The sequence below is a fragment of the Flavobacterium sp. genome (assembly GCF_028689845.1).
In the GTDB taxonomy this organism is placed as follows: domain Bacteria; phylum Bacteroidota; class Bacteroidia; order Flavobacteriales; family Flavobacteriaceae; genus Flavobacterium.
Window position 1 is genome coordinate 61,930 of sequence record NZ_JAQVCH010000003.1, and the last position, 20,728, is coordinate 82,657.

Here is a 20,728-nt window from a genome sequence, read left to right on the forward strand (position 1 = left end):
TTTTGAAAATATTCTTGACAATTCTTGTCTAAATTTAACTACGCATTTTTTGTAACTATCTATATGTCATATTATTAAATGTTAAAAAAGAGTTAACATATATTTTCGTTTTTTTTATTTTATTAATTTTATGTTGGATATCCAGAGTAATAATTATTTTCATTAATTTCAAATTTAAGAAAATATGAAAACATTTTTTTATAACCTAAGTTCTGGTTTAGTTATTTTTTTGATGGTTTTAACCCTCTCTTCTTGTGAGAAAGATACAGAACAAGATGCGAGCTTGAAATTAAGTCCAGAAAAACAAGTGCTGAAAAAAGTTACTTTGTTAGGCAATGAAATTAATTTACCTATTGGTACAGCTTGGTATTACACTAACAGAGAAAAAAATGAAGTTGCTTTTGAATTGCCAAAAGGCTATCAATTTCTTTTGCATAACACGTTAACTGGTGAATTTAAGGTAGCTAATGATGGAGGAGGTTATTCATGTACTTGTTCAAGCGGTGGAAGTTGTACTACTTTTTATAATGCAGATTTAGGATATGGTTGCTTACAGAGCACTTGTGGTGGTTCTTGCACAGGTAAGAATGGTAAAGTTAAAAGTAATGAAGTCATTGAAGGTGTTTTATATACCACAAATGATATGGTCGATTCCGATACTGTTAAAAGAGCAAGTTTGTCAGAAATTGGAAAAAAAGGCATTTTTAAAGTAGCTGCATTCAGAAATGAAATCAAAAGAACTTATGATTTAGTCTACAAACATGTTGATAAGCCTGATTTTTCTAATCCCAATTTTGAGAAAAATTTAAATAACGACAAATTTGTATTTGCCAAAACCTATTTATTTGGTTTTGAAATAGGTCTAATTATACCAAATGACCCAAATTTAGGTAAATTAATGACTAATTTACAACGAGTTGAAGCTCCAAAAAAATGTGATTGCGGTGGTTCAGGTAGCGGCTGTGATTTGAAAAAAGAGGGATTGTTTGGTTATGTAGCTTATTATTGCACTGGTTGTACAGCTTGTACAATGAATTAAAATTTACTTTTACACGTGTTTTAGCTTTAGGAACAGATTAAGTATTGACAGAAAAATTAAAAATGTAAATCAGAGTTTGGTTTCAACTCAATTGGATCCTGATTTTTTCTAAATAATCTCGCCGTCAATTCTCCTTTCAAAACAATCGAATCTCCTTTTACATCTAGCCAACTGCCTTCTCGCAATCCTAAAACAGGCTCGCTATTCAATTGATGAAATTCGTTGATCCGGGTTTCCCGTGTTTCACCCATGTGTTTCGAACCCAAATCGGGATCTAAATAGTGCGGATTCAAATTAAAAGGAACTACATTCAACGTGTCAAAACTAGGTGGATAAACAATAGGCATGTCATTTGTTGTTTTCATCGAAATGCCGCAAATGTTGCTTCCTGCACTTGTGCCTAAATAGGGTGTGCCCGATTCAATCAACTTTTTTAAAACGTCCAAAACCTTGTTTTCATATAATTTAGAGACCAATAAAAACGTGTTGCCGCCGCCTGTAAAAATTCCTTCCGCTTTTTTCAAGGCTTCTGCTGGATTATCAAATTCATGTAAACCACGGACTTGAATTCCCAAATCTTTAAAAACAAGTTGCACTTTTTCTGTATAAGCGTCTTCTGAAATCCCACCTGGTCGGGCATACGGAATAAATAATAGGCTTTTGCATTTAGAAAAATGATTTTTCAATTCTGGTAGTAAATAGTCTAAATAACTGCCGCCATGTACAGTTGAAGTGCTTGCAATGAGTATGTTTTTCATTTTAAAATCGTTTACTACAAATATAACAGATTAATTTTTTGGTTCGTTTTTTGGTTTAACAAAATATTACCATCTTTTTGGGATGGTTTTAGCAACAATCCAAATAGATTTACAACTCCGATTTGATAATCGTTTGACATGAAAGGAAAAAACTTTCTTATACTTTTACTTTTACTTTCCTTTCTTTCTAACGCTCAAGAAAAGGAACGAATTTTAATTCAAGGAAAAATCAAAGCAGACTCGGCTCCTGTGGAAGGAGTACATGTGTTGAACTTGGTTACAGAGCAAGCTACCATTTCAAATGCTTCAGGCGATTTTAAACTAGAAGTCAAAGCCGATGATTTACTAGTGTTTTCAGCTGTACATTTAAACTATTGGCGTAAAAGTATCCGTGAAAGCGACATTAAAAACGGCAATTTTGAAGTGTTGCTTACGCCAAAAGAAGAAAAGCTAGATGAAGTTGTGGTGACCGAATATACCAAAATCAATGCTCAAGATCTTCGTATTATAGACTATACTCCAAAATCCTATACACCGGCTGAACGACGTTTGCGAACTGCCGAGAAGTTCAGATGGTATAGCCCACTTTTAATTCCGCTTGGTGGAATGAGTGTCGATGGGCTAATCAATGAAATTAATGGTAAAACCAATCGATTAAAAAAGGAAGTCAAAATAGAAATTAAAGAAAAACGTTACGAAAAATTATCGTATCTTTATAAGGAGGAATATTTCAGCCAATCATTAAAAATTCCTGTAGAATATGTTGGTGCTTTTAAGTATTATGTTATTCATGATGAAGAGGTTGTAGGTTATATGGAAACAAATCAAAAAACAGCAATGGAATTCCGACTGGCTAGTTTGGCTACGGTTTTTTTAAATTTTCTAGCAGCCGATGAATAAGTTAATGCTATTATTTCTGATTTGCTCCTCTTTTAACATGGCCGCACAAAACTCAATTAAAATTCGAGGTTTGGTCAAAGTGGAAAATGCTTCGGCAGAAGGAATTCATGTATTGAATTTAGTTTCTGAAAAAGCCACTGTGACCGATGCAAAAGGAGGTTTTTTTTTAGAAGTAAAAGAAGATGATTTGGTTGTCTTTTCGGCAGTTCATTTAAATTATTGGCGAAAAAGTATTACGGCAAAAGAAATACAATCGGGTTATGTAGAAGTTGAAATGACCGCAAAAGAAAACCAATTAGACGAAGTGGTGGTTTCTGAAAATGTAACCATGACTGCACAGAGTTTAGGGATTATTACCTATAAACCGAAAGTGTATACGCCAGCTGAACGTCGAATTAGAACAGCAACATCAGGTGTTTTAGATCCGCTTATCAATTGGATTTCTGGTCGAACAAAAGATTTGAAGAAACAACTGGAAATTGAAAAAAGAGAGCGATACATCATGCGATTAGAAAGTTATTTTGATGATGCTTTTTTTATGGATTCGTTAAAAATACCTGAAGTATATGTTGGTGGCTTCAAATATTATGTTGTAGAAGATGGCGATCTTGCTCAAGCATTAACAGCAAAAAATAAAGATAGAACCCACTTTTTATTAGGTGAATTAGCCCAAGAATTTTTAATATATATCGAAGATTATGAAAAATAAATTACTTTTATTTCTGTGTTTACTCGCCATGCAACTGAGTTACGCTCAATTAGTGCCCAGAGAAGTGATTAAAGGAAAAATCTTGGCCGATCGGATGCCGATTGAAAACGTAACGATATTCAATATTTCATCCAATAAAGGAGCTGTTTCAGACCATCTAGGTGAATTTGCGATGTATGCTCGGCCTACGGATACGCTTTATTTTTCCAATGTTGTTTTTAAGTCAAGACTATTGGTTTTAAATGAAAATGACTTTAAAGTAATCACGCTCATCATCCGATTAGAAGAGTTTGTAAATGAACTTGAAGAAGTAGTGGTCACTCCACGAACTTTAACCGGTGATTTAATGAAAGATGTGCGAAACATGAAAATAATTGATATGCGTTCTAACGAAAATGTGGGGCAAATTATTGATTTACAATACGAGGCCGATTTGCAAACTACTCCAACAAACCCTGGCGTTTATGATGGAACTATTCAGTACGGAATGGATTTTGTTAAAATTGGAAAAATGATTGGAAAGATTTTTGAAAAAGATAAACCAGAGAAAATGGTATTCACGTCGTCTAAAAATTTTCAAGAAGCAGTAAAAGATAAGTTTACCTATCATTTTTTTACCGAAACCTTGGGTTTGAAGCAAGAAGAGATTGGCTTGTTTTTGGCTTATTGTGAATCTGATGCTAACGTGAATCAATTGTTAGCCGTAAATCGCGAAATTGATTTAATTGACTTTTTAATTAATAAAAGTGTAGACTATAAAAAAATTCCGAAAGATTAAATGAGCATCCGCAAAAAATTAATAATTCCGATACTTGTATTGCTGACCATTGGATTGGCCTCGTTTTCTGTTCATAAATTTTATGTTTCGGTCACGCAAATTGATTTTATACCCGAAAAAAAGCGAATTGAAGTAACTGCTCGTTTTTTTATTGATGATTTAAATAATGCGTTGGAAAATAAATACAAAGCTAAGTTTTATCTAGGTTCAGAACGAGAAACAGAAATTCAAAAAGAGCAATTGAAGCAATACCTTTCAACTCATTTTTCTATTCGAGTGAATGGCAAACCAAAAACGATGCAGTTTGTTCAAAAAGAAATGGAAGACGATGTATTAATTTGTTACTTAAAAATAATTGACATCTCAAAAATCAACACCCTAGAAGTGAAAAATACACTTTTATTTGAAGTTCTTCCCGAGCAACAACATATTACGCACACCAAGGTGCTCAATATCAAAAAAAGTATTTTATTAACAGATGACAACTCCAGTGAGTTGTTAAAGTACTGATAAAAAAATAAAAGCAACTTTAAATTGTTTATTTTAGTCCGTTAAAATTAAAATAAATGAAGAAGTTGTTGTTTTTAGGATTGATTCCCAGCTTGTTTTTTGCTCAAGAAAAAACAGAAATCAAGAGAGAATCGGGGAATTATGATTCCAACAAATTTAGCCAAATGTATGATTTGTTGGCAACTCCCAACATGTTTAGAACAGCTTCTGGAGCACCAGGACCAGCTTATTATCAGCAACAAGCCGATTATAAAATGGACATCGTTTTAGACGATAAAAACAAACGCATTGATGGCGTCGAAACCATCACGTATCACAATAATTCTCCAGAAACACTCGATTATCTTTGGATTCAATTAGACCAAAATATGCGTTCCCGAGAATCAAAAACATCTTTGATTGAAAGTCAACGCATGGATGGCTCCTTGCCTGTTGATGATTTTGTAAAAAAACATATGCAAGATTCTTTTGACGGCGGTTTTAATTTGATTTATGTAAAGGATGCCAAAGGAAATCCACTTTCTTACATCATCAATCAAACGATGATGCGAATAAATTTACCTACACCTTTAAAATCGAAAGAAAAAGTATCTTTTTCTATTAAATGGTGGTATAATCTAAATAATTATCGTGTCGATGGCGGTCGTTCTGGTTATGAAGAATTCGAAAAAGACGGCAATCGTTTGTATGTTATTGCTCAGTTTTTTCCAAGAATGGCAGTCTATAATGATGTAGAAGGTTGGCAAAACATGCAATTCTGGGGTCGAGGTGAATTTGCTTTAGCTTTCGGAAATTATGATGTAAATATAACAGTTCCAGCCGACCATGTGTTGGAAGCAACCGGGGTTTTGTTAAATCGAAAAGAAGTTTTTTCAGCAGAACAAGTAAAACGATATGAATTAGCTGAAAAAACATACGATAAGCCTGTTTTAATTGTTACCCCGAATGAAGCAAAAATAGCAGAGAAAGGTTTTTCGGATAAATCAAAAACATGGAAATTTAGAGCAGAAAATGTGCGTGATTTTGCCTTTTCTTCTTCTCGAAAATTTATTTTAGACGCTATGGCCGTTAAATTAGACACTAAAAGTGTGATGGCCATTTCGCTTTATCCCAACGAGGCTAATCCGTTGTGGGAAACCTATTCTACGCGAGCAGTAGCACAAACGTTAATAACTTATTCCAGACATACCTTTGATTATCCGTATCATAAAGCGATTTCTGTTTCTGCCGAAGATCAAGGAATGGAATACCCAATGATTTGTTGGAATTACGGTCGTCCGGATGAAAACGGTTATGTGTCAGACCGAATAAAATATGGAATGATTGGTGTAATTATTCATGAAGTAGGACATAATTATTTTCCGATGATTGTCAATTCTGATGAACGACAATGGACTTGGATGGACGAAGGCTTAAATACCTTTTTAGAATATTTAACCGAAAAAGAATTTATGGCTGATTTTCCATCGAGTAGAGGGCCAGCTCATAAAATTGTACCTTATATGAGTGGCAACCAAAAGTTTTTAGAACCAATCATGTCTAATTCAGAAGGGATTCATCAATTTGGAGCTAATGCCTATGCAAAACCTGCTGCAGGATTAAATATTTTACGGGAAACCATCATGGGGCATGAATTGTTTGACCATGCTTTTAAAACCTTTGCCAACCGATGGAAGTTTAAACACCCCACGCCAGAAGACTTTTTTAGAACGATGGAAGATGCTTCTGCCGTTGATTTAGATTGGTTTTGGAGAGGATGGTTTTTTTCAACCGATTATGTTGATATTGGCATTCAAGACGTCAAGCAATACTATGTTTCAGAAGAACCAACAACCGAATTAAAAGAACAAAGAACCAGACGAGGTCGTTTCGGAACAGCAAAAGGACCGTATGTGTATTTAATCGAAGGGAATAATTCTGAATTAGATACTAAACGCAAAAAAGAATTAAATACCGCAGAAATTGCTCCATTAAATGATTTTTTATCAACTAAATTTTCAGCAGTAGAACGAACTAAACTCAAATCGCCCAAATATTTTTATGAAGTAATTTTTGATAAACCAGGCGGTATGATTATGCCAATTATTGTCGAATTACAATTTGAAGACGGTGCCTCAGAATTGATAAAATTCCCAGAGCAAATTTGGAGAAAAAATAACCAGACTGCAACTCGCATTTTTGCTACAGAAAAAGCAATTAAAAAAATTCAACTCGACCCAAAACTAGAAACAGCCGATATTGATATAACGAATAATGTGTGGCCAAAAGAAGAAATCAAGTCTAAATTTGATGACGTTGAAAAATCAAAGTAAAAAACGTTTCAAAAAAAGGAAGCTATAATTTCTTTGTATATTTGCCGCTAAATAATAAATTAATATGTTTGGAATTGGTGGAGGTGAGTTTTTGCTCATCATTATAGTGATCTTGATGCTTTTTGGCTCAGATAAAATTCCTGAAATAGCGAGAACGTTAGGGAAGATTATCAAGCAGCTAAAACATGCTACAGATGACATCAAAAACGAAATTCAAAAAAGTGCTGGTGAAAACGGGTTAAATACGCAAGATTTAACGGCTGGAATTACAGAAGAAATTCAAAAAATAAAACAAGACGTCGCCGATATTGTAAAGCCGAAAGAAATTGAAACAGCACTGACTAAAGAAATAGAAAAAACCAAAGCGGATTTAGACCAATTAACAGGCCCAATCAAAAGACAAAATTAAGTTGGAAAAAATTATTGCCTTCGACAAAAACCTACTGATTTACCTTAACAATCTTGGCTCACCTGCTTGGGACAATTTTTGGTTGTTGATTACAAAACAATTGCATTGGAGTCTTTTTTTTATAATAGTTTTCTATTTCTTAATGAGAAAAATAGGCTGGAAACAATTTGGGTTTGTAGTTTTATTCCTCGCTTTATTAATTCTAGTAACGGATCAATTAACTAATTTTTCAAAATTCACTTTCCAAAGGCTACGTCCTTGTAGTGATCCAACGGTTCAGAATGCTATTCGGATTGTGCAAGAACGAAGTTCATTTAGTTTCTTTTCCGGACATGCGTCTAATTCGATGGCATCCACTACCTTTTTCTTTTTGATTTTTAGAAAACATTACCGCTATGCCTTTCTATTATTTGCGTTTCCATTAATCTTTGCCTACAGTAGAATTTATCTAGGATTGCATTTTCCAATTGATATTTTAGTCGGATTTATGGTTGGAGTTTTTAACGGCACCTTGTTTTATAAATTGTATGGCTATTTTCAAAAACGCTATTTCCCAATTTCATAAAACACGACTAACAGTCAGTCCATCACGAATAGGCAATAAAACGGTTTCTATACGAATATCTTCTTTCAATCTTTTGTTGTATTCCAACAGAATTTTTGTGCTCAAATCGCCCTCTTTTAGCGGCTCAACAACTTTTCCAGACCACAAAACATTGTCGGATAGAATAATGCCGCCTTGGTTCATTTTGGGTAAAATCAATTCGTAATAGTTGAGGTAATTTTCTTTATCCGCATCAATAAAAACTAAATCAAACGTTGTTTCTAATGTTGGAATAATGGAAATCGCTTTGCCTAAATGTTGGTGAATTTGATTTCCCCAGGACGATTGGTCAAAATATTTTCGTTGAAAATCAATTAATTCTTCTTTGATATCGATGGTATGAACAATCCCGTTTTCTTGCAGCCCTTCGCATAAGCACAACGTTGCATACCCGGTATAAGTTCCAATTTCTAAAATGGAAGTTGGCCGAATCAACTTAGACAACATACTCAAAACACGACCTTGAAAATGCCCACTTAACATTCTCGGAAGCAATATTTTTTGATAAGTTTCTTTGTTTAATTGGGCTAATAATTCGGGCTCGTCTTGCGAATGGAAAGCAATATAATCTTCTAAATCTTCAGAAAGAAAATGCATATAATCTGATTTTGAGCAAAATTACAAATTACAACTTAATCAATTCCATAAATACTTCCTATTTTTGCAAAATGAACACCACCAAAAAAGACATTCGGGCGTTAACGAAAGACCAACTTCGTGATTTTTTTGTTGCCAATGGCGATAAAGCCTTTCGTGGCAATCAGATTTATGAATGGTTATGGAGTAAAAAAGTCTATAATTTTGACGATATGACTAATATTTCGAAAGAAACGCGTCAAATGCTCGAAGATAATTTTGTGATTAACCACATCAAAGTCGATCAAATGCAACGCAGTGAAGACGGCACCGTTAAAAATGCTGTGCGTTTATATGATGGTTTGGTGGTAGAAAGTGTGTTAATTCCAACTGCTACAAGAACAACCGCTTGCGTTTCAAGCCAAGTAGGTTGTAGTTTAGATTGTAGTTTTTGTGCAACCGCTCGTTTAAAACGGATGCGAAATCTAAATCCAGATGAAATTTACGATCAAGTGGTGGCAATAGATAATGAAAGCCGTTTGTATTTTGATCGACCGCTTTCAAATATTGTTTTTATGGGAATGGGAGAACCGTTAATGAATTATAACAACGTACTCAAAGCGATTGAAATGATTACTTCGCCAGAAGGATTAGGAATGTCACCTAAACGCATTACGTTATCGACTTCTGGAATTCCCAAAATGATTAAAAAAATGGCTGATGAAGAGGTGAAATTCAAATTAGCAGTTTCCCTTCATTCCGCAATCGACGAGATTCGTTCGGAAATTATGCCTTTTTCTAAAAGTTTTCCGTTAATCGATTTGCGAGATAGTTTGATTTATTGGTATCAGAAAACCAAAAGCAAAATTACCTACGAATATGTGGTTTGGAAAGGAATTAATGATGATGCAAAATCGATTGAAGCCTTGGTGAAATTCTGCAAATATGTTCCTTGTAAAGTCAATTTGATAGAATATAATCCAATTGATGACGGCATTTTTCAGCAAGCAGAGGATAAAGCCTTAGCGGAATATGTCTCGGCTTTAGCCAAAATAGGTGTGATTGCCAAAGTGCGACACAGTAGAGGAAAAGATATTGATGCTGCTTGTGGCCAATTAGCGAATAAAAATGAAGCACTTTGAGGCCTTCTCGTCTTGTAGTATTCTAAGATTCTACTTATCTTTGAAACTCTATGAAAATTACCGAACAGATTAAACAACCCATTCTGAAAGAAATGGAGCTTTTTGAAAAAAAGTTCTATGAATCGATGACTTCTAAAGTGGCGTTGCTCAATCGGATTACCTATTATATTGTGAACCGAAAAGGTAAACAAATGCGGCCGATGTTTGTTTTTCTAACGGCCAAAATGGTTTCAAATGGTTTGGTGAATGAACGTACTTTTCGTGGAGCTTCGGTCATTGAATTGATTCATACCGCCACTTTAGTCCATGACGATGTGGTGGATGACAGTAACCGTCGCCGCGGGTTTTTCTCCATCAATGCGTTATGGAAAAATAAAATTGCAGTCTTAGTAGGTGATTATTTATTGTCTAAAGGATTGTTGCTTTCCATTGACAACAATGATTTTGATTTACTTAAAATTATTTCGGTTGCCGTACGAGAAATGAGTGAAGGCGAATTATTACAAATTGAAAAAGCCAGACGCTTAGATATTACGGAGGATATTTATTATGAAATTATTCGGCAGAAAACAGCAACACTTATCGCTGCTTGTTGTTCGTTAGGAGCGTGTTCAGTAATGCCTGAAAACACAGTAATTGTTGAAAAAACAAGAAAATTCGGTGAATTGATTGGGATGGCTTTTCAAATTAAAGATGATTTGTTTGATTATACCGAAGAAGCCATCGGTAAACCAACAGGAATCGATATCAAAGAACAAAAAATGACGCTTCCTTTGATTTATACGTTGAACACTTGTTCAAAAACAGAAAAAAAATGGCTCATTAATTCGGTCAAAAACCATAATAAAGATAAAAAAAGGGTAAAAGAAGTTATTGCTTTTGTAAAAAAGAACAACGGACTTTCTTATGCCGAACAAAAAATGGTTCAATTTCAACAAGAAGCTCTTCAGCTTTTAAACGATTTTCCTTCCTCCGATTATAAGGACGCCTTGATTTTGATGGTAAACTATGTGATAGAACGCAAAAAATAGATTTTCATAAAAAGCTGTTTTATAATTAGATAGGGTTTGTTTATTAAAATAAACAAACTTTTTTAAGTACTTCATACAACTATTTTGCACTTTTAATCGTCTATTAGAATAGAACACTGGGTAAAGCACCTCAACAGAAAACCGCAACGGAATACGGAGCACCGAGAATGAAAGTAATTAATTTACATCGAGACGAAAAAAACCTTATTCAACTTGCGGTTAAACAAAACCGGCATGCTCAACATCAGCTGTATACCACGTTTTCACCTAAAATGTTAGGGGTTTGTCGGCAATATATCAAAGATGTACAACAAGCGGAAGATGTCATGATTACGGCTTTTATGAAAGTGTTTACGAACTTGAAAGCTTTTGAACACAAAGGGAGTTTTGAGGGGTGGATTAGGCGAATCATGGTGAATGAATGCATTTCGTTCATTCGGGTTCAAAAACAAGTTAAATTTATTGAGGATGAAACTTTTTTTGAAGAACGATGGGATAGTTTAGAAGACCATTATTCGGTCGAAGAGATTCAACTTTTAATAGACCAATTACCAGATGGTTGCCGAATGGTCTTTACGCTTTTTGCAATTGAAGGTTTTAAGCATCAAGAAATTGCTAAAATGCTCGAAATTTCAGAAGGAACATCAAAATCACAATTAGCACATGCACGGAAAATGCTTCAGAAGCAGCTTTCAAAATTAAAAAACAAGGAAAATGGAACCGAATAAGATAGAAAAGCAAATCAAAGAATCTATGAAAAATAGAGCGATTCAACCTTCTCCTGAAGCTTGGGATCGTCTGGATTCGATGTTGACTATATCTGAAAAGAAATCAAAACCAAATTACAATTGGATTACCATTGCGGCTACATTAATTGGATTTTCAATAGTTGGAATTGTGTTGATGAATACGTATAAATCTTTTCAACCAAACGAAAGGAATAATCCAATAGTAAAAGAAACTATACTTCCAATAGAAATTGAAGAAAATAAATTAGAGTTGGAAGGGGAAGTGATTATGACTGACTTAAAACCGCTAGTGCAGTCTTCTTCTAAAATCGAAAAAATAAAAGTTAAAACGACGAGAATCAATCCAAAAGAAGAGGCTTTTTTAGATTTGAAAGTTGAAGAACAAGTTGTTTTAATTCCAAAAGCTACTCCAAAAGCAAATCAAAATAAATATGTTAATGCTCTTGCTTTGTTAGCTGAAATCGAATCGAAAGAAGTGCCAATAATCGAGAAAAAAGTTAATCCAACTAAAATTATAATCGACCCACAAACGTTGCTTTCTGAAGCAGAACAAGAAGTAAATGAGTCGTTTAGAACTAAAGTTATTCAATCTATCAATAAAAATTACAATTCGATTAAGTCTACTTTGGCCAATCGAAATTACGAGTAAATCAATCCATCACGAACAGTTAAATTTTAAAATTATGCAAAAAATTATCATTTATGCAGCAGTATTGCTATGCACATTGGCGACTAAAATGTACAGCCAAGAAACATTCGAAAATCGAGCTAAAAACATAGCGGAAAATATCCGAATGGTAACCCAACAGCAAAAAGATTCGCTAAAAACGGAAGTCGAAAACATCGAAAAAAAGCTTGAAAATGGAACTATTTCTGCAGAAATGGCGGCTACAGAAAAATTAAATGCTGCCGAAAAACGAGCTCAAATCATTGAGCAAAAAGTAGCTCAACAAGAGGCAAAATTGCAACAATTAATTAAAGATGAGATTGACGGAAAAACGAAAACTTCAAAACCCTATGGCGGAACTATGGTTATACTTGGTTCAACTGGCGTTGATTCCATCGGAAAGCACAAAACTGAAATTAACATTGGTTCTATGAAAGTTTATAGTGGTGAAGAAGAGAAGATGCAACGTCTATCAAAACGAACTACTTCCCAGTTTGTATTTGCCTTCGGTTTGAATAATTTATTGACCGATGGCGATTCAAATTCGCTCGAAAACAGTGATTTTAAAACATGGGGTTCGAATTTTGTCGAATGGGGATTTACTTTTAATACTAGAATTTTAAAAGACAATAATTTGCTTCATTTTAAATATGGACTATCATTAATGTATAATAATTTGCGTCCAACGGAGAATCGTTATTTTGTAAAAGAGGGCGATATAACCACATTACAAACATTTGATAATAATTTACGTCAAAATAAATTCAGAAATTCTATGGTCGTTTTTCCACTTCATTTAGAGTTTGATTTTACACCAAAAACGGTAGGAGAAGACGGTGTTTCAAGATTCAGAACGCACAAAAGTGTCCGTTTAGGTGTTGGTGGATTTGGAGGTTTAAATTATCAATCTACTCAAAAATTACGTTATGAAGAAGATGATATTCGTATAAAGTACAAACAAAAAGGTGATTTTAACGTATCTACTTTGGTTTACGGATTGAGTGGTTATGTTGGATACGGAGCAACTTCATTATATGTTAAATACAATTTGAATCCTCTTTTTATAGATAACCCAGTTGATCAGCACAATATCTCGATGGGATTGCGATTTGATTTCAATTAAGATTTGTACAGTTAGTTTATATTTCAAAAAAGGTGTTTCATAAAGAAGCACCTTTTTTTTGAGGAAATCCTTTTTTAAAAATGGAATTATGTACTTTTACATTCTTTGAAAAACAACCATGATTTCACCAAGTACTGTCGATTTAGTTTTTGAAACCGCTCGGGTCGAAGAGGTCATTGGCGATTTTGTGCAACTCAAACGGGCGGGCAGTAATTTGAAAGGGTTGAGTCCGTTTTCTAATGAAAAATCGCCTTCGTTTATGGTTTCGCCCGTCAAGCAAATCTGGAAAGATTTCAGTTCTGGCAAAGGCGGAAATGCCGTGACATTTTTGATGGAACATGAACATTTTACGTTTCCTGAAGCCATTCGCTATTTAGCAAAAAAATACAATATTGAGATAGAAGAAACGGTTTCTAGCGAAGAAGATGCCGTGGCGGCCAATGAAAAAGAAAGTATGTACCTGGTTTCAGAATTTGCTAGTACTTATTTTCAGCACGTATTATGGGAAGAAGAAGAAGGCAAAGCAATCGGGCTAACTTATTTCAAAGAACGTGGTTTTACGACTGAAACCATCAAAAAATTTAACTTGGGTTATTCTCCTAACACATGGGATGCGTTGACTAAAGAGGCTCTCGGCAAATCGTATCAATTGGAGTTTTTAGAAAAAACAGGACTGACTATTGTAGGCGAAGGAAAACAATTTGACCGTTTTAAAGGTCGCGTCATGTTTCCCATCCAAAGCATGTCGGGTCGCGTACTGGGTTTTGGCGGTCGGATTTTAACCAATGATAAAAAAGCAGCTAAATACCTTAATTCACCTGAAAGCGAAATATACCACAAGAGCAATGTATTGTATGGAATTTTTCATGCCAAACAAGCTATTGCCAAACAAGATAATTGTTATTTAGTAGAAGGATATACGGATGTAATTCAAATGCATCAAGCGGGAATTGAAAATGTCGTTTCTTCTTCAGGAACGGCTTTAACGCCAAATCAAATTCGCCTCGTAAATCGATTAACCAAAAATATTACCGTTTTATTTGATGGTGATGCGGCTGGTTTACGAGCTTCATTACGTGGAATTGATTTGATTTTGGAAGAAGGAATGAATGTGAAAATAAGCACTTTTCCTGATGGTGACGACCCCGATAGTTTCGCTAAAAAAACGCCTTATAACGAATTGGTGGCGTATTTGGAGGAAAATGCGAAGGATTTTATTCAGTTCAAAGCCTCTTTGTTGATGAAAGAAGCCAAGAATGATCCCATCAAAAAAGCCGAGTTAATTCGAGATATGGTGACCAGTATTTCTAAAATTCCTGACCGGATTAAAAAAGAAATTTATATTCAGGAATGTGCTCGTATCATGGATATTTCAGAAGAAGTTTTGTTTAGCACGTTGGCTCAAATGACGCAGAAGGATTTGTCTGAAGCCAATAAAAAATTCAAACAGGAACAAAAAGCGTTTGAAATTGTTAAAACAGAACACGATTCTGTGATTTCTAAAATTGATATTTTAACCTTGTTGGAAAAAACAATTTTAGAAATTTTATTATTGTATGGACATCATGAAGTGGAGTTTGAAAATGTTTTTTTGCAGTATGACGACGAGGGAAAAGAAATAGAAACCATTGAAAAAGTGCAGCAAAAAATTTATGAACGCATTTATTTAAGCTTACAAGAAGATGAAATTGAGTTAGCAAACCCGCTTTTTAATGCCATTTATGTTGATTTGATTTCACATTATCATCTCAATAAAGAATTTGATAAAAATCAGTATGTCAATAATTTACAGCCGGGACAAGCTTCGGTGGTGACCGATATTTTGATGACTGATGAAAAATACCAATTACATGGTTGGCTAGATAAAAAACAAGTATTTGTAAAAGAAAAAGACGACTTTGAAATTCTCTCTCGTTTAGTTTCGGAAACGATTGTCACATTTAGAGAATTCCTTATTACGCAAGTGAACAAAGAATTAATTCTTCAACTTCAAGAAGAAAACCCCACTTTTTCTCCGCAAGAAATTATTGTGATGATTAACGATTACAACAAACTTAAAGTAAATATTACCCGAAAAATTGGACGAATGCGTTCGGATTATAATTAATCTGTATTAACCAATCATAATCTACTAAAGTTAATTTTTTGTTAATTTTATTTTATTTTTTGTAAGAATAGTTTTTTTGCAATTTTAACATGATATATAAATAATTATGTCTAGCAAAAATTTAATTAGTATGAAAAAATTACCAGTTAAAATCTTGTCTTTTTTGTGTTTAGCTTTTATTATGAATAGTTGTTTAAATGAGGACTTGCTTAATAAGGTAGAGAGTCATGAACACAATTATAAATTAGAAACTGTCTCTATTGATAAAGTTCCTTTTTTAAATCCGGTAGTAGAAAAATTTGCTAAGAAAAATAAATCTATAAACAAATTTGCTAGAGAATCTTCAAGATTTGAATCATTCGCTCATTTGATTTTAGATTTAGATAAAATTTTGGTTTATTACCCCAATGAAGGATTGGTTAGTTATTCTATTGTCATAAAAAACGAAATAGATAAAGATAGTCCGTATTTTTTTGAAAATCTTCATGTAGTTGAAAAAGGTGATAGTTTGCAATCATTTATTTATAGGTGGTTACCTGACAATAAGGATATTCCTTTTGATTTAAAAACATTCAGTGGTGTAGTAGAAAATTATGAAACAGATTATACGTTAAAATCTATGAGTATATATCAAAATGGAATGATGTTAGATACTTCTACTCCAATTCCTGATGGTGCTTCAAGTAGTTATGTGAATGCAGAATGTCAAAATATAATTTACTGTAGTTGTAATTTTATTCCTTACAACTGCTTTTGTTTCCAATGTGCCGCATATGTAGTTCTTGCGGATTGTTCAACTGGAGGTGGCGGAGGAACCTCATCAGGCTCATCAGGAACTGGCTCATCAGGAACAGGTAACAGCGGTTCTGGGTCGGGTTCGGGATCAGGAAGTAACTCAGGTTTGGGTTCTAGTGGAAATTCAAATTCATTGGGGTTAGATCCTGACTCGGTTGTTGTAGTTCCAAATCCATTAGAGTATGAAGAATATGAAGGCTTTATGTATGATAACTTCTTAAATCCTTTAGAAACTGAAAATAGTGATCTTTATTATTGGTTAAAAAACCCTTATCCGATGGGAGCACCAGAAGAAATTAAAAATTTAATTAAAGATTATGTGAATTCTGACAATGCAGATTTGGGGTTTGCTAGAGATTTAGCTTTGCTTGCTAAAGAAGAGGCAAATCAACAAGATGCAATTAAATTAGTAAGTCTTAGTGTTAAAACGAAAATGCATGGTTTAGATAATTCTTTAGATATCGATTATCTAAATCAAATAGATTCTGACATTGACCTCGACTTAAGTAGTTTAGATGCTGAAAAGCAAGATGTATTTCTATTAAGATTGCAAATCAGATATCGAATTTTAAAGACACTTAACCCAAGCTGGAACGAAGCAACTTTGATATGGGAGACACTTAAAGACGTAATACATTTAGGTCTTGATGTTGTTGGTTTAGTTCCTTTGTTAGGAGAGCCAGCAGATTTGATTAATGGGGTATTATATGCTTTAGAGGGAGATAAATTAAACTCTGGTTTAAGTTTTGCTAGTGCATTACCAATTGTAGGATTCGGTTCTGCTGCAACTAAGTTTGGGTTAAGAGCTAAAAACTATTTTAATGTAGCAACAAATATTGCTTCAAAAGAGGTTTTAATTTGGAAAGTAACCGCAAATTTAATTACTTTTGGTGATAGAGCTCAACTAAGAAAAGTTTTAGGTTTGGGTTCATTTGCTTCAAACGGTCAACACGCACATCATTTAATACCATGGGATTTTTGTAATAGTGCAATAGTTCAAAAGGCGGCTAAATCTGGGGATGCTTGGCACATGAATGATATTATTAACGGCATTCCATTACCTTCAACTAATCATTTAACAGGGCATAATCTTTATAACAATAAGATCGGGCAAAAATTAACACAGCTGAATGCAATATCGAACACACCACAAGAAGCATATGTTAATTTAGTTAATTTTACAAATCAAGTAAAGACTTTGATTCAGAACAATCCAAATATGAATTTAGGTCAAATTGCAAATCTAATTAATTAGAAAAATGAAATACTACTGGTGTAAAGAGAGTATAAATACAAGAGAAATAGGAATATATCCACAAGCACTTTCAGCTAAGAATATTCTTGATTTTAATGAATTTCGATTTGGTGTTGACGAGCCGATTCAAAGACAATTTACTTTGCCCGAACCGATTTTGCAAAGTAAGGCAAAAGAAACAACCCACCTTTCCGTAGTTTCTATTGATTATTCTGTTTTTTTAGTTTTAAAGAACTATTTTATAGATTTTTTAAAAGATTTTAAAATAGCAGATTTTCAATTTTGGAGTATAGATGTTCATCATAAAAAGCAGCTTCTAAAAGATTATTCTTTATTTCATCTTTCTTACCCAAGTCAAAAGGATATTATTGATTTTGAAAAATCGAAATTTGAAATTAATGAAGACTGGGTTATGAGAAATAGTATCGGTGAAGTTGTAAAGTTTTACAATTATGAAGATTATCATGCAGAATTGAAAAAGCACACTACTCCTCCTTTTTTACTTGCTCACGAACTTGTATTAGATTTTTCAAAACAAGAAAATGATATTTTAAGGTTAGCAAATATGCCGATGACAGGTTTAGGATATTATGTTTCTGAAAGGTTAAAAAATGCTATTGAAGAAAAAAGATTTACTGGTTTTGCATTTCAGGAAATAGAAGAAATGGATAAAAGAATAAAGGTTATATATTAGATTATTCAAAATCTGAATAAGAATTTGCAACAAATAGCAAATTTAATTCAATATCCATAAAAATGAAATATTATAAATTGATTTATAATTCTTTGAACACAAAAGAAACCGGAACTCAATTTCAGAGTACTGAGGGAATTATTGGAGATATACAAAGTGATTTTATTCCATATGAAGATTACCTGAACCTTTTTTAGAAAAGACTGCAAAACATACTACCAATCTAAATGTAATAAAGATTCCAACTTGGTTTAATGTTTTTAAGGATTATTTTATTGATTTTCTTAATAGTTTCAAAATTGGAGAATACCAAACGTGGAAATTAAAAGTTCATCACAATGGTTTAAAGAGATTAACGAAATTGATAGTAATATAAAAGTTGTTCATTAAATAAGAATTTTAAAGTGAAATTTTTTATAATATTAATATTTTTTTTATTTAGTTATAGTCTAAGTACTGCTCAGACAAAAGACACTTTGTATATTCTAATAAAGAAAGATAACGAAAAGATTAATAGAATAGTTCATAAAAATTGGCTTGGTATTGATGATGGAGATAACAATAATAAAAATGAAACAATTTTTTATGCAGTTCATAAGACTACATCAAAAAATAGAGGTTTTGAATTATTTCATTTTGCGTTTTATAATCAAAAATCATCTTCGTATATTGGAGACAACCACCCACCATTAAAGTTCTGTAAAAATAAACGATTTTTGAAGTAGATAAAGGAAAAGACAATTGATATTTCTGAAATCACAGAATTAGAACTTTCTGAAGTACATGAAAAATATAGAAATCAAAACTATGTCTTTTTCATAATTGATGAAATAGATTTTAAAGGAAAGAAAATAATCATTAGAGAAGTAGAAATAGGTTTTCCATAAGTTTAAAAGTAAATTTTGAGTTTAAGTAATTCGACTTATTATATTTTAATTATTTTAGATAAAAAAAGACCTCAATTGAGGTCTTTTTAGGTTTTATACTATCTCCAACGTCTTGGCTTTATTGACTAAATCTACAAGATTGGTTACATTCAGTTTGGTGAGTAATCGCAATTTATAAGTACTAATCGTTTTTTCGTTTAATCCTAAGATTTTAGAAATCTCATTATTCTTTTTACCATCACTCAAAAAACGTAAAACTTCAATTTCTCTATTTGATAATTTACGGTATAAGCGTTCGCTTTTGTTTTGTTTGGCAATCAACGCTAAATTCTTTTTAATAGTATCATTAAAAATAACCGCTCCATTATTCACTTTGACAATAACATTGCCTAAAGTTTCTAATTTAGCTGATTTATGTAAATAAGCAGCGACACCCGCTTTTAACGAATTTGGAGCATAAATGTTTTCTGATAAATTACTAAAAATAATGATTTTAGTAGACGGAAATTCTTTTAAAATATATTTCACGAGGTTAATAGTTGTCAACCCTTCCAACTCAAGGTCTAAAACCAAGATGTCGATGGGTTTAATTTTGAGCATGTCTAGAATCATGTTGTAATTGCCCACATGGCCCACAACACTAATTTCTGCATGATCTTTAAAATACGATTTCACCCCGAAGTGAACTACAGGCTGGTTATCGGCTAAACAAACTTTAATCATAAGAAGTGGTATTTTGGTTAGAAAAAATGATTAATAATTATTTAGGGCAGTTAAAGGTACTGTATTTTTTTGGAATGGAATGTATTTCTGACTAAAATATTTAACATAAAACATCTATTTATCTTAATTCTTTAGGAATAATGCATGTTGGTATGGGATTCATTTTGTGCTGGTTAACCCGATGTAGGCGAGTATAAATGTTAAAAACTTCTAATTCTCGCCCTTTAAAATCCGCTTCAGCTTTTCCGTTTTCTACTGCTAGCATTGCCTTCTCTAATTCGTCATAACTCGCTCCCAATTGGTCTTCATCCGAGCGGTCATCTCCAAAAAGCCCATCCGTTGGAGCAGCGTTTAAAATAGAAATTGGCACTTCTAAATAACGCCCTAAAGCAAAAACTTCCGACTTCATCAAATCGGCAATCGGACTCAAATCGACACCGCCATCGCCATATTTGGTATAAAAGCCCACGCCAAAATCTTCTACTTTATTTCCTGTTCCCGCCACTAATAAGTCATGAACTCCCGCCAAATAATATAAGGTAGTCATTCGTAAACGAGCTCTTGAATTCGCTAATGATAAATTATATTTAGCTTCATCTGTCGAATTTGGTACACTTGATTTAAAAGTTTCAAAGGTTTCTGTTAAGTCAATTAAAACACTGTCGACATTAGGAAATCTGTTTTTTAAATGAACAATATGCTCTTTTTTTCTGCTCACCTGTGATGCCGCTTGATGAATGGGCAATTCGACACAAAGTGTTTTTAAACCTGTTTGAGCACATAATGTAGAAGTGACCGCACTGTCAATGCCGCCAGAAACACCCACAACAAAACCCTTCACTCTTGCGTTTTCAGCATATGTTTTCAGCCAATTGACAATGTGATGGTTGACTTTTTCTATATCGAGCGGAATTTTTTTTTGTGTCATCTTATAATAGGAATACAAATGCGTACTGTATA

The 20,728-nt window shown here is 33.2% G+C and carries 20 protein-coding genes; 16 read left to right on the forward strand and 4 right to left on the reverse strand.

Annotated features, from left to right (window positions below; translation table 11 throughout):
* Positions 1 to 184: 184 nt before the first annotated feature.
* Complete coding sequence (locus tag PHR76_RS02180; RefSeq protein WP_300057992.1) at positions 185 to 1,039, forward strand: hypothetical protein; 855 nt, start codon at positions 185 to 187, stop codon at positions 1,037 to 1,039.
* 56 nt (positions 1,040 to 1,095) lie between these two features.
* Here PHR76_RS02180 and pepE read toward each other — a convergent pair whose 3' ends face one another.
* Complete coding sequence (pepE, locus tag PHR76_RS02185; RefSeq protein WP_300057994.1) at positions 1,096 to 1,797, reverse strand: dipeptidase PepE; 702 nt, start codon at positions 1,795 to 1,797, stop codon at positions 1,096 to 1,098.
* A 138-nt stretch (positions 1,798 to 1,935) separates the two neighbouring features.
* Here pepE and PHR76_RS02190 point away from each other — a divergent pair, with 138 nt between their 5' ends.
* The 7 genes from PHR76_RS02190 to PHR76_RS02220 all read left to right on the forward strand — a co-directional run bounded on the left by PHR76_RS02190 (position 1,936) and on the right by PHR76_RS02220 (position 7,980).
* The gene (locus PHR76_RS02190; protein WP_300057996.1) at positions 1,936 to 2,697 is read left to right on the forward strand and encodes a carboxypeptidase-like regulatory domain-containing protein; all 762 of its coding nucleotides are present in this window, start codon (positions 1,936 to 1,938) and stop codon (positions 2,695 to 2,697) included.
* Positions 2,698 to 2,734: 37 nt separating this feature from the next.
* Entirely contained in the window at positions 2,735 to 3,406 is a 672-nt protein-coding gene (locus PHR76_RS02195; RefSeq protein WP_300057998.1) for a hypothetical protein, read from the forward strand.
* Positions 3,396 to 4,184, forward strand: coding sequence for a hypothetical protein (locus PHR76_RS02200; protein ID WP_300058001.1), 789 nt, complete (start codon positions 3,396 to 3,398; stop codon positions 4,182 to 4,184). Before PHR76_RS02195 ends, PHR76_RS02200 begins: the two co-directional genes overlap by 11 nt.
* Positions 4,185 to 4,694: a DUF6702 family protein gene (locus PHR76_RS02205; RefSeq protein WP_300058004.1), complete on the forward strand. Its 510-nt coding sequence runs from the start codon at positions 4,185 to 4,187 to the stop codon at positions 4,692 to 4,694.
* 56 nt (positions 4,695 to 4,750) lie between these two features.
* Entirely contained in the window at positions 4,751 to 7,006 is a 2,256-nt protein-coding gene (locus tag PHR76_RS02210) for a M1 family metallopeptidase (RefSeq protein WP_300058006.1), read from the forward strand.
* Between the two features lie 64 nt (positions 7,007 to 7,070).
* Positions 7,071 to 7,415 (forward strand): twin-arginine translocase TatA/TatE family subunit, encoded by a 345-nt coding sequence (locus tag PHR76_RS02215; RefSeq protein WP_300058008.1) that lies wholly within the window; start codon positions 7,071 to 7,073, stop codon positions 7,413 to 7,415.
* A 1-nt stretch (position 7,416) separates the two neighbouring features.
* Positions 7,417 to 7,980: a phosphatase PAP2 family protein gene (locus PHR76_RS02220; RefSeq protein WP_300058010.1), complete on the forward strand. Its 564-nt coding sequence runs from the start codon at positions 7,417 to 7,419 to the stop codon at positions 7,978 to 7,980.
* Here PHR76_RS02220 and PHR76_RS02225 read toward each other — a convergent pair.
* Positions 7,975 to 8,616 (reverse strand): O-methyltransferase, encoded by a 642-nt coding sequence (locus PHR76_RS02225; RefSeq protein WP_300058012.1) that lies wholly within the window; start codon positions 8,614 to 8,616, stop codon positions 7,975 to 7,977. The genes PHR76_RS02220 and PHR76_RS02225 overlap by 6 nt on opposite strands.
* Before the next feature lie 71 nt (positions 8,617 to 8,687).
* Between PHR76_RS02225 and rlmN the strand changes: the two genes are divergently transcribed.
* The 8 genes from rlmN to PHR76_RS02265 all read left to right on the forward strand — a co-directional run bounded on the left by rlmN (position 8,688) and on the right by PHR76_RS02265 (position 18,158).
* Positions 8,688 to 9,737 (forward strand): 23S rRNA (adenine(2503)-C(2))-methyltransferase RlmN, encoded by a 1,050-nt coding sequence (rlmN, locus tag PHR76_RS02230; RefSeq protein WP_300058014.1) that lies wholly within the window; start codon positions 8,688 to 8,690, stop codon positions 9,735 to 9,737.
* A gap of 50 nt (positions 9,738 to 9,787) precedes the next feature.
* On the forward strand, positions 9,788 to 10,768 hold the full coding sequence (locus PHR76_RS02235; protein ID WP_300058017.1) for a polyprenyl synthetase family protein: 981 nt from the start codon (positions 9,788 to 9,790) through the stop codon (positions 10,766 to 10,768).
* 167 nt (positions 10,769 to 10,935) lie between these two features.
* Complete coding sequence (locus PHR76_RS02240; protein WP_300058020.1) at positions 10,936 to 11,496, forward strand: RNA polymerase sigma factor; 561 nt, start codon at positions 10,936 to 10,938, stop codon at positions 11,494 to 11,496.
* A complete protein-coding gene (locus PHR76_RS02245; protein ID WP_300058022.1) occupies positions 11,483 to 12,166 on the forward strand; it encodes a hypothetical protein in 684 nt (227 codons plus the stop codon). Before PHR76_RS02240 ends, PHR76_RS02245 begins: the two co-directional genes overlap by 14 nt.
* 34 nt (positions 12,167 to 12,200) lie before the next feature.
* Complete coding sequence (locus PHR76_RS02250) at positions 12,201 to 13,307, forward strand: hypothetical protein (protein ID WP_300058025.1); 1,107 nt, start codon at positions 12,201 to 12,203, stop codon at positions 13,305 to 13,307.
* Positions 13,308 to 13,425: 118 nt separating this feature from the next.
* The gene (gene dnaG, locus PHR76_RS02255) at positions 13,426 to 15,414 is read left to right on the forward strand and encodes a DNA primase (protein ID WP_300058028.1); all 1,989 of its coding nucleotides are present in this window, start codon (positions 13,426 to 13,428) and stop codon (positions 15,412 to 15,414) included.
* A 130-nt stretch (positions 15,415 to 15,544) separates the two neighbouring features.
* Complete coding sequence (locus PHR76_RS02260; RefSeq protein WP_300058031.1) at positions 15,545 to 17,464, forward strand: AHH domain-containing protein; 1,920 nt, start codon at positions 15,545 to 15,547, stop codon at positions 17,462 to 17,464.
* A 4-nt stretch (positions 17,465 to 17,468) separates the two neighbouring features.
* Positions 17,469 to 18,158, forward strand: a complete 690-nt coding sequence (locus PHR76_RS02265) for a hypothetical protein (protein WP_300058034.1) — start codon at positions 17,469 to 17,471, stop codon at positions 18,156 to 18,158.
* A gap of 980 nt (positions 18,159 to 19,138) precedes the next feature.
* On the opposite strand, the gene PHR76_RS02270 is transcribed toward PHR76_RS02265, so the two are convergent.
* Together PHR76_RS02270 and nadE are read right to left on the reverse strand one after the other, a co-directional pair.
* Positions 19,139 to 19,768, reverse strand: a complete 630-nt coding sequence (locus PHR76_RS02270; RefSeq protein ID WP_300058036.1) for a response regulator transcription factor — start codon at positions 19,766 to 19,768, stop codon at positions 19,139 to 19,141.
* Positions 19,769 to 19,886: 118 nt separating this feature from the next.
* Positions 19,887 to 20,696 (reverse strand): NAD(+) synthase, encoded by an 810-nt coding sequence (gene nadE / locus PHR76_RS02275; protein ID WP_300058039.1) that lies wholly within the window; start codon positions 20,694 to 20,696, stop codon positions 19,887 to 19,889.
* Positions 20,697 to 20,728 lie beyond the last annotated feature (32 nt).